This is a genomic window from Kitasatospora acidiphila, from assembly GCF_006636205.1.
Classification (GTDB): Bacteria; Actinomycetota; Actinomycetes; order Streptomycetales; family Streptomycetaceae; genus Kitasatospora; species Kitasatospora acidiphila.
Window position 1 is genome coordinate 119,284 of the sequence record NZ_VIGB01000003.1, and the last position, 13,178, is coordinate 132,461.

12 protein-coding genes and 1 pseudogene are annotated in these 13,178 nt (G+C 73.1%); 6 read left to right on the forward strand and 7 right to left on the reverse strand.

Features of this window, described 5'->3' with window-relative positions; all coding sequences use genetic code 11:
- Positions 1–28: 28 nt before the first annotated feature.
- A complete protein-coding gene (locus E6W39_RS01825; protein WP_141631940.1) occupies positions 29–436 on the forward strand; it encodes a DUF5997 family protein in 408 nt (135 codons plus the stop codon).
- Here E6W39_RS01825 and E6W39_RS01830 read toward each other — a convergent pair.
- Complete coding sequence (locus E6W39_RS01830; RefSeq protein ID WP_141631941.1) at positions 387–1,715, reverse strand: lanthionine synthetase LanC family protein; 1,329 nt, start codon at positions 1,713–1,715, stop codon at positions 387–389. The genes E6W39_RS01825 and E6W39_RS01830 overlap by 50 nt on opposite strands.
- A gap of 34 nt (positions 1,716–1,749) precedes the next feature.
- On the reverse strand, positions 1,750–2,403 hold the full coding sequence (locus E6W39_RS01835) for a PhzF family phenazine biosynthesis protein (RefSeq protein WP_141631942.1): 654 nt from the start codon (positions 2,401–2,403) through the stop codon (positions 1,750–1,752).
- Between the two features lie 390 nt (positions 2,404–2,793).
- On the opposite strand from E6W39_RS01835, the gene E6W39_RS01840 reads away from it, so the two are divergent.
- The 3 genes from E6W39_RS01840 to E6W39_RS01850 are packed head-to-tail and all read left to right on the forward strand — an operon-like array spanning position 2,794 to position 5,111.
- A complete protein-coding gene (locus E6W39_RS01840) occupies positions 2,794–3,720 on the forward strand; it encodes a TIGR03619 family F420-dependent LLM class oxidoreductase (RefSeq protein ID WP_141631943.1) in 927 nt (308 codons plus the stop codon).
- A gap of 46 nt (positions 3,721–3,766) precedes the next feature.
- Complete coding sequence (locus E6W39_RS01845) at positions 3,767–4,525, forward strand: SDR family NAD(P)-dependent oxidoreductase (protein WP_141631944.1); 759 nt, start codon at positions 3,767–3,769, stop codon at positions 4,523–4,525.
- Between the two features lie 43 nt (positions 4,526–4,568).
- Entirely contained in the window at positions 4,569–5,111 is a 543-nt protein-coding gene (locus E6W39_RS01850; protein ID WP_141631945.1) for a hypothetical protein, read from the forward strand.
- Between the two features lie 7 nt (positions 5,112–5,118).
- Here E6W39_RS01850 and E6W39_RS01855 read toward each other — a convergent pair whose 3' ends face one another.
- Entirely contained in the window at positions 5,119–5,628 is a 510-nt protein-coding gene (locus tag E6W39_RS01855; RefSeq protein WP_141631946.1) for a MarR family winged helix-turn-helix transcriptional regulator, read from the reverse strand.
- Positions 5,629–5,697: 69 nt separating this feature from the next.
- Here E6W39_RS01855 and pip point away from each other — a divergent pair.
- Both pip and E6W39_RS01865 read left to right on the forward strand, forming a co-directional pair.
- Positions 5,698–6,710, forward strand: a pseudogene (gene pip, locus E6W39_RS01860) (prolyl aminopeptidase).
- Positions 6,711–6,802: 92 nt separating this feature from the next.
- Complete coding sequence (locus E6W39_RS01865) at positions 6,803–7,633, forward strand: polysaccharide deacetylase family protein (RefSeq protein ID WP_181799043.1); 831 nt, start codon at positions 6,803–6,805, stop codon at positions 7,631–7,633.
- Positions 7,634–7,751: 118 nt separating this feature from the next.
- On the opposite strand, the gene E6W39_RS01870 is transcribed toward E6W39_RS01865, so the two are convergent.
- From E6W39_RS01870 to E6W39_RS01885, 4 genes are all read right to left on the reverse strand, one after another.
- Positions 7,752–8,246 (reverse strand): DUF5709 domain-containing protein, encoded by a 495-nt coding sequence (locus tag E6W39_RS01870; protein ID WP_141631948.1) that lies wholly within the window; start codon positions 8,244–8,246, stop codon positions 7,752–7,754.
- A 160-nt stretch (positions 8,247–8,406) separates the two neighbouring features.
- Positions 8,407–10,572, reverse strand: a complete 2,166-nt coding sequence (locus E6W39_RS42585; RefSeq protein WP_141631949.1) for a serine/threonine-protein kinase — start codon at positions 10,570–10,572, stop codon at positions 8,407–8,409.
- A gap of 189 nt (positions 10,573–10,761) precedes the next feature.
- Positions 10,762–12,207, reverse strand: coding sequence for an NF041680 family putative transposase (locus E6W39_RS01880; RefSeq protein ID WP_141631950.1), 1,446 nt, complete (start codon positions 12,205–12,207; stop codon positions 10,762–10,764).
- 132 nt (positions 12,208–12,339) lie between these two features.
- Complete coding sequence (locus tag E6W39_RS01885) at positions 12,340–13,083, reverse strand: hypothetical protein (protein WP_141631951.1); 744 nt, start codon at positions 13,081–13,083, stop codon at positions 12,340–12,342.
- Positions 13,084–13,178: the final 95 nt, after the last annotated feature.

The window sequence follows — 13,178 nt, forward strand, 5'->3', positions numbered from 1 at the left end:
GGGCCCAAACTCGACTAACCTTGTGCCCATGACATCGCTCAAGCCGAAGACGACCCAGACCATGAAGCCCGCCACGGCGGCGAAGAAGCTCGAGATCTACCTGCCCGCCACTCCCGCCGAGTTCCAGGAGGGCGTCGTCTCCCGCGATGAGCTGAGCTCCCTTCAGACCGATCCGCCGGCGTGGCTGGTCGAGCTGCGCAAGAACGGCCCGCACCCGCGCTCCGTGGTGGCCGCCCGGCTCGGCGTCTCGACCTCGGGCCTGGCTCGCGGCGGTGTCACCGAGGCGCTCACCACCGCCCAGATCCAGGAGCTGCGCGAGGCCGCCCCCGAGTGGCTGCAGCGCGAGCAGACCATCCAGGCCGAGGTGCGCCGGGAGGCGGACCGGCTCAAGGAGAAGCAGGAGAAGGCTGCGAAGCAGGCCGCCAAGCGGAAGTAGCGGCGACCAGCGGCTGATCCGGCCAGTCCACGGCGTACCCGGGCTCGCCGGACGCGCGCAGCCGCGCGTAGCGGAGCAGCTCGCGGATGATGCCCGCGTTGCCCATGGCCCAGCCGGGCATTGGTTCCAGCTCGCTCGGAGTGACTCGGTGCTCGGTGTTGGACCACCTGCCCCCGTCGGCGTCGACCGTGGCCCGGGCCAGCAGGTCGGCGACCAGGACGTCGGCAAACTCGCGGCCGTCGCCGTTCTCCACCTGCCGGTCGCAGGCGAGCGCCAGCACCCCGGCGGTGCCGCAGCAGCGGCCGCTGTTGTCCCGGAAACCCGGGCGCAGGCGCTGCGGCAGCCCGGACTGCCGCACGGTGTGCCAGCAGCGGTCCACCAGCGCGGCCCAGGACGGATCGCCGAGCACCCGGTGGAGCTGCCGGAACACCTGGGCGTCGCCGGCCGGGCCCTGGCACCAGCCGTAGTTGTAGCGCTCGAGCCCGGGGTGCTGCTGCTGCGGGTCGGAGTGCGGCACCAGGAACCCGGCCGGGCCGGCCTCGTTGCGGGAGACCACGTCGGCGGCGCCGGCGGCCGCGAGCTCCAGCAGGTCGGGCCGGTCGGCGGCCCGACCCACGGCGGCCAGGGCGTAGACGATGCCGAGGGTGCCGTGCGAGATGTGGTGCTGCCGGGCTTCCCGGCCGGTCCTGGCCTCCCATTGCACCCCGTGCGGGGTGGGCTCGGCGATGCGCGCGAAGGGCTCGGTGGCCAGCAGCGCCAGCTCGATGTCGCCGACCTCGAGGGCGGCGAGCGCGATCCCGGCATTGCCGCCGAACAGCTCGACGAACAGGCTCCAGCGGGTCCCGTCGAAGCGCTCGGGCACCATGGCGAGCGCTTGGCGCGCGGCGGCCGCTGCGGCGGAGTCGCCCAGTTCCCTGCCGACGGCGTGCAGGGCGAAGGCCATGCCGGCCAGCCCGAAGTGGAACGAGTCGATGGGCCAGCCGTCGGCCGCAGCGCCGGCGATGAACGGGGTGTCGGCCACGGTGGCGGCGAGGCTCCGGGCGCCGCGCAGGGCGGCGTCGCCGTAGCGGTCGTCCCCGAAGTGCCGGCGTGCTTCGAGCAGCGCCGGCACCACGCCCGAGGTCGTGGTGCCGCTGTAGAGGGTGGGGTCGAGTTCGTCCTCGGACGGCCGGGTGGGCCAGGCGAGCCCGTCACCGTCGGTCCTCCGCGCGGTGTGCAGCAGCCAGTCGAGTGCGCCCGTCGCGGTTGCTTCCACCTCGTCCGCTCCGATGATCGTCATGCCGTCAAGATTCGCACAGGGGTGGGGGTTGGGGTCAGTCGAGCCGCACCCGTCCGCCGAGTGCGATCAGCCCGTCGGAGGCCGGCCGGGTGAACAGCTGCGACCCGGCGCCCTGGGTGACGGTGAGCGCACGGCCCAGCTGTCCGGCCAGCTGCAGCGCGGCCGCGCCGGTGGCCTCGTCCTCCTGGATGCCGTCACCGCGGCCCGGGAAGCCGCGCGCCCGGATCCGGCCGGCGGACTCGTCCTGCCAGGCCCAGGCGTAGGTCCACTCCCCCGGTTCGGGCACGGCCAGTGCCTCGACCTCGTCGGGGGTGCGGTACTGACGCAGTGTCCGGGGCAGCGCCCAGTCGGGCCGGGCGGTGATCCAGGTGAGCTCGCCGTCCCGCCGCACGGGGATGTCGGCTACGTCCAGGGTGATCCGGTCCAGCCCCAGCAACCAGGCCGCGCCGATCAGCGGGTAGCCGGCGAACGGCAGCCGCACGCTGGGCGTGTAGATCTCCAGGGCGCCGCGCCCGGGATCGTCCACGAAGACGGTCTCGCTGTGTCCGAGCCGGCGCGCCAGCTCCTGGCGGTCCCGCTGCTCGGGTATCGCGGCGCCGTCCCGAACCACGCCCAGCACATTGCCGCAGGCACCGTCCGGGCAGGTGAAGACCCGCACCTGGTCGATGGTCAGATCAGTGGAATCCATCCGGTCATCAGATCATCCGGAGGTGGCACAGCGGCAGTGGCAGGATTCGCCGCCACCGTGTCATGGTCGCCATCGGCCTGCGAATCGCGTGATCGTCAGGTCGCACCGGACCGTTCGTCAACCGACCCGGTTCCCGGCGCTCTTGGGAGTGGCTGACGGGCGTGGCGGCTGGACCGGGGTGCACCGGCGGGAGTTCGCTGGCGAGCACCACCCCGCACCGCAGGAACCACCGCGACGAGCCCCACCGCCTCCTGCCGCCGCTACGCCGCACGGTCGTCGTCCCCCGGGTGACCCGGCAGCCGCCCGGTCCGCCGGGCGACGACTGGTGAACCGGCACCCGCTGATCCGACGTTCATCAAACGTCAACCCGGCCATGGAAGGCTGAGCGCCATGCACATCGGACTGTCCATTCCCCAGTACGGCCGCTTCGCGGATGCCGACTTCGCCGCCCGAGCCGCCACCACCGCCGAGCGGATCGGCTACGACAGCCTCTGGGTCGGCGACCGGCTGCTGGTCGCGACCGCACCGCGCAGCCAGTACCCCGGCGGTGGCGGCAACGCCCCCGAGGAGCACCAGGTCTTCCTGGACCCGCTGGCCCTGCTCACCGTCGCGGCCACCGTCACCAGCCGGGTCAGGCTGGGCAGCAGCACCCTCAACGCGCTCTGGCAGCCGCCGGTGCTGCTGGCCCGCTCGCTGACCACGCTGGACCACGTCAGCGGGGGGCGCCTGGACGTCGGCCTGGGCCTGGGCTGGTCCAAGGACGAGTACCAGGCGGTCGGCGTGCCGTGGGCCGGGCGCGGTGCCCGGCTGGAGGAGACCCTGGACGTGCTGGAGCGGGTCTGGGCCGAGGACGCGGTGATCGAGCACCGCGGCACCCACTGGACCATACCCAAGGCGATCATGAGCCCCAAGCCGGTGCAGCGGCCGCGCCCGCCGGTGCTGCTGGGCGGCTTCAGCCAGGCCACCCTGGAGCGGGTCGGCCGCCGGGCCGACGGCTGGCTGGCCGGCGGGCTGCCGCTGCCGGTGCTGACCCAGATGTGGCGGGCCGTCCTGCAGCGCGCCGAGGCGGCCGGGCGTGACCCGCAGGCGCTGCGCCTGGTGGTCCGGGTCAACCCGGTGCTGACGGCCGAGCCGGCGCCCGAGGCGCAGGTGCCCCGCCGGGGCACGGTCGGCCAGCTGGTCGGCTATCTGAGCGGTGTGGTCGAGGCGCTGGACGCCGAGGTGCTGCTCGATCTGCACTTCGCGGCGGGCGACCCCGAGGAGTACCTGGCGCTCGCCGCCGGTCTGCACGACGCGCTGCGCGAGCGGGCTTCCTGAGGCCCTCCCTTGCCCTGAGCGGCCGTCAGGTGCGATCTTGTCAGGCGTGGATCTTGGACTTGCGGGCAAGAAGGCGTTCATCACCGGTGGCACCCAGGGCATCGGGCTGGCCGTGGCCCGGGCGCTGGTCGCGGAGGGCGCCCAGGTGGCCGTCTGCGGCCGCGACCCGGAGCGACTGGCAGCCACCGGCCTGCCCGGTGTCCAGGCCGATGTGACCGACCCCGAGCAGCTGGGCCGAGCCGTCGACGACGCCGCCGAACTGCTGGGCGGGCTGGACCTGTTGGTCGCCAATGCCGGCGGTGCGTTCGGCGGCGGCCTGCTGGACTCGACGCCCGAGGAGTGGGCGCAGACCTATGCGATCAATGTGCTGCACGCGGCGCATGCGATCCGCACGGCGGTGCCGCACTTCGAACGGCAGGGCGGCGGCAGTGCGGTGGTGGTCGCCTCGATCACCGGTTGGAAGCCGGGTCCGAAGTCCTCCTACGCGTCGGCCAAGGCCGCCGAGATCCACCTGGCGGCTGCGCTGGGGCAGGAGTTGGGCCCGCGCAACATCCGGGTGAACGCGCTCAGCCCCGGCTCGGTGCTGGCCGAGGGCGGCGGTTGGGAGTGGTTCAAGGAGCACCACCCCGAGCGGTTCGAGAAGTTCGAGCGCGAGGACTTCCCCCGCGGCCGGCTGGTGGAGCTGCGGGAGGTCACCGACGTCGCGTGCTTCCTGCTGTCGCCCCGGGCCAGTGGCATCAACGGCGCCAACATCTGCGTGGACGCCGCCCAGGACCACCCGAGCGCGGGCCGGCTGTTCCCGTGAGCCCTAAGTGTCCTGGGAGTTGTGCGAGGTAGGCTGCGAAATCATGCCTGCGGATGACATGCCTGCGGATGAGCCGTTCATCGACGACGACGGCGACCATGACGTCTGCTGGTTCTGCCCGGCGCTGCGGTATCCGGCCGGGCGGTTCGACGTGTACCGGCGGCCGTCCCGGGACGCGCCGTTCGATCCGGCGACGGGCTTTCGCTACACGGCGGCCGGGGTCCCGGTGTGCGTGCATCCGGGCAAGGTCGGCCTGCCGGCGGCCCGTTACGCCAGCAAGCGCCTGCCGGTGCCGGCCCTGGCGCCACGCCCGGCCCCGCCCCGGGCGCCGCTCCCCCACCCCGACGCGCTGCCGCCGCGGCGCACCCCGTCGCCGCGCCCGGCCGAGCCGGACGACGCCGCGATCCTGGCCGGCGCCCGCCCCCAGGTGCCCGAGGAGTTGCTCGCCCTGCTGCGCGGGCGGCTGCGCCAAGCGGACCCCGATCAGCTTCAGGAGGCCGTGGCCGAGGCCGAGTTGACGGCCTGCCACAGCTTCCCGGTGGACGCCGTGGTCGCGGCGATACGCCAGGTGCTGAGCGGCGGTTGACCCGCCGTCACCCCTCGGGCTCGCCGGCCCGACCACTCGTCAGGCCCGGTGCCGCGTCCGCGATCCGCTGCCGCATCGAGCGGCGCCCCAGCGCCTCGACGGCCTCCTCGATCAGCCGGCTCAGCGGATAGGGCAGCTCGGCCTCGAACGCGGCGGCCGCCGCGACGGTCGCGTCCCACTCGGCGTTCATCACCGGCAGCAGTTCCTCTCCGCGCGGGCTGAGCCGGACGATCCGCTGCCGGGCGTCGGCGCCGGGGGCCAGCACCACCAGATCGTCCTTGACCATCGACGCGACCGTCTGACTGGCGGCCGAGTGGGTCACGCCGATCGCCCGCCCCAAGTCCCGGATGCTGCTCGGCCCGTCGGCCACCAGTGCCCGCACCACGGGCACGTAGCGCGGCCGGAAGCCCGGCAGGCCGAGATCGTCGTAGACCGCCGCGACATCGCCGTCCAGCAGCTCCAGCAGATGGCGCAGCCGGGTGCCGAGCGGATAACCACCAAGCGCTTGATCACTCATACGGTCTAATGTAACAGTGCTGTTGCATCTACGCGATGCCGCCGTACCAACAACGTGGAGGGGGCCGAGATGGCCGAGTTGTATCCGGAAATCCAGCCGTACCAGAGCGGGATGCTCGATGTCGGGGACGGCAACCAGATCTACTGGGAGGTCTGCGGACGGGCGGACGGCAAGCCCGCGGTGGTGGTGCACGGGGGCCGGGCTCCGGTTGCGGTCCCCGGTCGCGCCGCTACTTCGACCCCGAGCGCTACCGGGTGGTCCTGTTCGACCAGCGCAACTGCGGCCGCAGCACCCCGCACGCGTCCGACCCGGCCACCGACCTGCGGCACAACACCACCGCCCACCTGATCGCCGACATGGAGAAGCTCCGCGAGCACCTGGGCATCGAGCAGTGGCTGCTGTTCGGCGGCTCCTGGGGCTCCACGCTGATCCTGGCCTATGCCGAGACCCACCCGGAGCGGGTCTCGGAGATCGTGATCTCCGCCGTCACCACCACCCGGCGCTACGAGCTCGACTGGCTCTACCGGGGCGCCGGCCGGTTCCAGCCCGAGGCCTGGGACCGGTTCCTGGCCGGCGCGCCGGGCACCCCCCGCGACGGGGACGTGGTGGCCGCCTACGCGCGCCTGGTGGAGGACCCGGACCCGGCGGTGCGGGCGAAGGCCACCGCCGACTGGGTCGCCTGGGAGGACGCGGTGCTGTCCAACGAGACCGGCGGCTCCTTCAACCCCTACGGTGACCGGCCGGACGACGCCCAGACGGCGCTGGTGCGGATCTGCGCCCACTACTTCTCGCAGGGGGCCTTCCTGGAGGAGGGCGCCCTGCTGCGGGACGCCGGCAAGCTGGCCGGGATCCCCGGGGTGCTGGTGCACGGGCGGTACGACATGGGCGGCCCGCTCGACACCGCCTGGGAGCTCGCCAAGGCGTGGCCGGGCGTGGCGCTGCACGTGGTCGAGGACGCGGGCCACCTCGGCGGCCTCAACGCCACCACCCGTGGCCATGTCCTGGCGGCGCTCGATCGGTTCGCCGGCGACACGCCGGTATCCGGAGACGACACGCCGATGTCCGGAGAGGCGGACGTCTGACCATAAGATGATCGACACAGGGGACGGGGGAACCACTGCCGCGATGCGTGGTGTCTTCCGTCGGGGGAGGGATTGCCATCAAGGAGGGCCCCGTGTCGATATCGCCCAAGATTCCGCAGCCGCGCCGCCGACTGCTCGCCTGGACCGCGGCCGGCGCCGCGAGCCTCGCGGTCGGCACGCTGGCCGGCTGCTCGGACAGCTCCCATGCGTCCAACGGGGCGGCGCCCGAGCCCTCGGACTCCTTCTCCCCCGACGCCCCGATCAACCCGTCGGCGGCCGCCGGCCTGCCCAGCCCGACGGCCACCGGTACGGTCGCCGCCCGGACCAAGCCGGTCTTCAAGGTCCACGACATCCTGCCCGACGCCCCGTCCGACGCGATCGCGCTGACCATCGACGACGGCCCCAGCCCGCTCTACACCCCGCAGCTGCTGGCCCTGCTGCGCAAGTACGACATCCAGGCCACCTTCAACGTGATCGGCAGCCAGGCCCACGTCCACAAGGACGTGATCCGGCAGATCGCCGCCGACGGGCACATGGTGGCCAACCACACCATGACCCACCCGCAGCCGCTCTCCAAGCGCACCAAGGCGCAGATCGAGGCGGAGATCGCCAACGCCCAGTCGGTGATCGTGGACGCCGGGGCGCCCACGCCGACGCTGTTCCGCTCGCCGGGCGGCGACTGGTCCACCGAGATCTTCGCGGCCACGGCCAAGTACGGCATGATCCCGATCGACTGGGACGTCGACCCGCGCGACTGGAGCCGCCCCGGGGTCGCCCAGATCACCCAGAAGCTGATGGCCGCCCGACCGGGTGACATCCTGCTCTGCCACGACGGCGGCGGCGACCGTACGCAGACCCTGGAGTCGCTGAAGACCGTGCTCCCCGCACTGAAGGCCAAGGGCTTCACGTTCGTGCGGCTGTGACGTGCTCCCGGCCCGCTCAGCGGTAGCGGCAGCGGCAGCCGGGGATCCGCCAGGCCCGATCGGACGTGGCCGGACGTCCAGGCCTGATCGGACGTTGCCACGCGTCCGACGGGCTCGCTCAGCGGTAGTCGTCGGAGTGGGTGGCGCCTTCCAGGTCGTCCAGGATGGCGTAGCGGATCGCCTCGCTGAGGCTCTCCGGCTCGGTGGCGTCGCCCAGCTGGGCGTCCGCGTCGTCGTCGGCGTCGGTCACATGGACGGCGGCCTCCTCGGCGCTGGCCGCCCCGCAGTCCCGGCCGACGTCCGAAGCCAGCGTGTCGTCCGGGCCGGGCACCAGCCGCCCGGCCCGGGGGCGCGGCCCGTCGCTCCAGCGGTCGTCGACCGCGTCCGGCGGCTCGTCCGGCTCCTCGGCGGCCAGCAGCTGGTCGAGTGACTCCCCCTGGTTGCCCTCGGCCGGGGTGGTGCCGTAGGCGGTGGCGCCCCGGTAGCCGCCGCTGGTGGTCAGGCCGGTGTCCAGCGGGTCGTCGCCCAGCCGGTCGCTCTCCAGCGAATCCGCAGGCTGCAGCACACCGTCGTCCTCCACCGGGATGAAGTCCCGGTCGTCCCAGTCGGTCATGGCACACCTTCCGTCCGTTCGGGGCGGCGTCCGGTTCGCCGTGGCTGCTCCGGTCAGCGGTGCGAAGCATGAGGCGTGCGACTTTTCGCCCACACGCTCATGCTTCGCAACCGGTGATCGCTCTGCAACTTCTCGGCGAAACCTCTCGGGACCGGCGCGCTCAGGGGATGTACCACTCCTGGGCCTTGTCGCCGGGCACGCAGGCGTCCATGGTCACCCGCCGGCCCGATCCGTGATCGGTCATGCAGTGCCCCTGGCCGCCCTGCGAGTCCTCGATCAGGTGGGCGCCCCGGGTGCTTCCGGCGGCCAGCATGAAGTACGGGCTGAAGTCCTGCATCCCGCGCAGGTCGAGGGAGTTGGAGGTTCCGCCGAAGTTGGGCACGTCGTTGAGGGCCGGGCTGCTGGTGTTGCACGGGTAGAAGGCGTCGAAGCTGCCGGGCACGTAGACCCAGCCGTACTGGGTGTTCTCGTTCATCACCACCGGTGCGCCGCCGGTCATGCTGCCGGAGAAGCCCAGCTTGAGGCCGTCGGCGACGTTGGTGATGTAGCCCCAGGTGCCGCCGCCGCAGCCGGACGGGGGCGTGTTGGCACCACCACTGCCCGGATTGCTGCCGCCACCCGGGTTGCTGCCCCCACCGGGGTTGCTGCCGCCACCCGGGGCGCTGCCGCCGCCCGGGGTGCTGCCGCCGCCGGGGGTGCTTCCGCTGCCCGACGAGCTGCCCGCTGAGCCGCCCGAACCGCCCGCGCCGCCGCCGGGCCCGTTGCCCGAACCGGCCGACGCGCCGCCCTTGCCGGCGCCCGAGGAGCCGCCGCCCGCCGGGGCGCCGTCGGCGTTGCCACTGCCGGAGTTGCCACTGCCGGAGTTGCCGCCGCCCCCGGCCGGGGCACCGCCGTTCGGGGCCGGGTTCGGCTGCGATCCGCCGCCGTTCTGCCCCGGAGTGGCGGGGGCGCCGCCGGAGGCTGCCGCGGACGGCGAGCCGGCTGAGGTTCCGGAGGCGCTCGCAGGGGCGCTCACCGAGCTGCTCGCCGATGCCGAGGATGAGCCGCTGCCGCCCGATCCGCCGGACCGGGAGGCCGAGGCCAGCGGCTGGGCGCCGGGCAGCAGGGCGGTGGTGTGCGGGGACTCGTCCAGGTTGAGCACCACGCCGATGCCCGCCGAGGCGACGATCACGCAGGGCACCAGGATCAGCGTGGTCCGGCGCCGCCGCTTCCACCAGACGGGTTGCGGCGCGCCGAGCACGGTCGGCTGGCTGGAGATCTCCGTGCTGCCGGTGTCACGGCCGACCGGGGTGGGGCCGTCCGCGACCGGGCTGGCGGGCTCGGTGGGGGTGCGCGCGGCGGCGGGCGCCTCGGCACCGCCCGCGAGGGCCTTGGCCGGCTCGGTGGGCGCCGACTCGCCGTCCTCGGAAGCCTCGTCAGCGGCCTCGCCAGCCGCGCTGGCGCCCGGCGCGGCGGCAACCGGTGCACCGGCGACCGGCGGGGGCGTCAGGTCGGGCAGGCCCTCGGCCGCCCGCCGGGCCGCCACCGCCATCGCGGCCGCCGTCGGATGGCGGTCGCCGGGCGACTTGGCCAGCGCCCGGGCCACGAACGCCCGCACCGGCTCGGGGAACTCCTCGGGCAGGGCGGGGGCCGGCTCGCGGACGTGCTTGAGCACGATCTCCAGCACCGTCTCACCGGTGAACGGGAGCTCACCGGTGAGGAGTTCATAGGCCACCACACCGATCGAGTAGAGGTCGGAGGCCACGACCGTGCCCTGGCCCTCGGCCTGCTCGGGCGCCATGTAGAGGGCGGTGCCGAAGACCGAGTGCGAAGTGGTGATCTTGGTGCCGGCCAGGGCCCGGGCGATGCCGAAGTCGGTGACCTTGACCAACCCGCCCGTGGTGACCATGAGGTTGGACGGTTTGATGTCGCGGTGCACGATCTCCCGCTCGTGCGCGATCTGCAGGGCCTCCAGCGCCTGCGCGACGAGGTCGAGCGCCTCCTCGGCCGGCAGCCGGCCCCGCTCTGCGCGGATCGCGTCCAGCGGCCGGCCGTCGACCAGCTCCATGACGAGGTAGGCGAGACGGTCATCCGGCTGGTCGTCGTCCTCGCCGTAGTCGTGGATGTCGACGATGCTCGGGTGGCTGAGCGAGGCGAGGATCCTGGCCTCACGCCGGAACCGCAGCGCGAAGTCGGCGTCGTCCAGCAGCGCGGGCAGCACGATCTTGACCGCGACCCGGCGTTCGAGTACTTGGTCCTCGGCCCGCCAGACCTCGCCCATCGCGCCGCCGCCGATGCGCTCGACCAGTGTGTAGCGGCCCCCGAGAACCGTCCCTCGGCTCCACATTCCCCGTTCCCCCTGATGGTGAGCATTGGCTGCCGGCCAATGGAAAAGCGTATGGCCCTTCCCGCTCCATGACCAGCGCCGTGGAGTGGCGGCACGGTGGCGGGTGCGCGGCCCGATCGCCCTGTCGATCGGCCGCACGCGTTCGAACCCTACTGCACTGGCACTTGTCCCCCTGACTGAGCTTGGCGTTTAACCTCGCTGGGCCTGGTGCTCCTTGATCGACTCGGCCCGTTTGACGGTCTTGCCGACGTCGTGGCGCTTGGCCCGGTGCTTGTTCTTCGAGCCGGGTGGCCGTCCCGGTCCGGGACGGGACGGTTTCGGTGCGGCGGCCGGGCGGGCCGTCATCGCGCGGACGTTGCGAAACCCCCGCCTCACCCGGGCGGGGGTGAGACGGCGCGGCTCGGCCGGGCGTTCCCAAGGGCGGCGAAGGTCCTCGGCGAGCGGTCGGGCGAGGCGGAGCTGGGTGTGGGCGGCGATGATGAGCCAGGTCCACAGGTCGGCACTATCCGCGTGGCGGACCTTCGGGGCGGTCCAACCGAGTGTCTGCTTCATCAGCCGGAACGTGTGCTCCAGGTCGAAGCGTCGAAGGAACGACTGCCACCAGCGGTCCACGGCCACGGCCGTCGCGCCGGCGGCCGAGCACCACAGCCAGACCGGCTTCGGTTCGCGGTCGCCCGGCAGGTACTCGACTTTCAGGCGGATCAACGTGCCGTGCAGGACGGGTAGTTCCTCCTCCGCGTGGTCGAGCCACGGGCCACGGTGGGCGAGCCTGGGGTGCATCCGGTCCCAGGCTGTCGCCTCGGCCTTGCCGTAGCGGGTGGTGTCCGTGGCCGTGGTGACGTCGGGTTCGTGCCAGGTGTCGGGCTTGGCGAAGGTGAGGACGCCGCCGTGCTTGCGGGGCCGGCCGCCCTTCGGGCCGGAGCGGGCGGGGCCGGCGTCGCGGAGCATGACGCGGTCCGAGCGCAGGCGTCCGACCAGCACCACGGGCAGGTCGGCCAGGGCGTGGGAGAGGTAGGCGACGTCGTAGCCGGCGTCCATCGTGATCAGGATCTCGGGATCGCCGTTGTGCCACTGCTTGCTTTCCATCAATCGCCCGACCACGTCGCGCAGTTGAATAGCGGTGACGCCGGTGGCGTCGTCTGCGGGACCAAGGCGAACGGCGTCCAGCAGCGCGACCCAGGAGGTGCGGCCGGACTCCAGGGCGGCGACGAAGGAGTACGGCCAGCCCGGCACGAACTGGTCCGTCGAGCGGTCGCCGCGGCCGTAGACATGGCAGAACAGCCGCTCGTTGCTGGTGGGGGCGTCGGGGCGCAGCCAGTTGCTGACGTCGACGGCCAGGACGATCCGCCCGTCGGCGGCCTTCGGCAGCGGCAAGTCGGTCAGGGCGCGGCGCAGGCGGGCCGACTCGGCCCAGCCCCGGTCCAGGGCCTGGTACAGGGCGCCGTGCCCGCGTCGGTGCTCTGCCGCGAGCGACAGCTCGACCAGTGTCTTCACCGGCCCGTCCGTGCACAGGACCGCGTCCGTGAGCTCGAAGAGCGCGTCCGGGCGGGCGTACAGGGATTCGTAGAACTCAACCCGAAAGCGGGACAGGACGTCCAATGCCTCGCCTGTGGCCGCGTGGACGGGGAGACTCATAGGCAGCGGCCGTTCTCTCGTGCTTCGTGACTCGACATCTCGAAGCGTGAAGAACGGCCGCGTCGCGTGCCCGCAGAACCCATGGATCTCAGCCGGTCGAGTGACCAGCGAGGTTAAACGCCAAGCTGAGTGTCAGCGGGGCAACCGGCCAGTGAGGTTGTGCCAGTGCGCCCGGGCATCGTCGAGGGCCGTGGCCGCCGCGGCCGGGCGCTGGTCCGCCCCCTGGCGCTCGGTCAGCTCGGCGAGCCGGTCGCGTGCGGACCGCTGAGGTGCGGAGCGCTGTTCGAGCTCCTTCAGCTCGGCCTCCGCCGCGGCCACCAACTGGTCGCGGCGCTTCAACAGGGCGTGCTCCTCGGCCACGGCGTTCACCACTCGGTTGCCGAACCGGCGCACCTCCTCCTCGCCGTGCAAGCCCTGTTCGAACATCTGGCGGTGCACTCGGCCGCCCGGCAGTGCGAAGTGGAGGCAGTGGCGCCGGTCGACCCGCTCGATGCGGACGGTCAGCCCGGCCAGTGGCAGCTCCTCGGCGCCGACCACCACCGCATGCCGGTGCAGCGCGAGCACTCCGAGCCGCACCAGCAGCGGGCCCCGGCCGGGACAGCGCAGTTGCTCGACCCGCCGGGCCGCCAGCTCCACCTCGTACCGGTGCCGCGCCTCGGCGCCCCGCACCTCGGCCTGCGCACCCGTCAACTCCCGCCTCGCCGCGCGGTGCAGGTGTCCCACCGTGCGGCGGGCGGCGGCCAGTTGCCGCCGGTCCGGCGCGAAGGCGGCCCCGAACGCGTAGGCCCAGCCGCCCGGGTAGCGCGACAGCTGCCAGGCGACCGCCGCCCCGCCGCCGACCAGGAGCGCCAGCAGTACCCCGATCACGATCCCCATGCCCGGCCCTTCCTCACCGTGTTCAGCACCGCTCCGAAGCATCCCAGAGCGGCCAGGGGTGGTCACCGGGATCGCCCGCCCCTACGCTGCCCGCC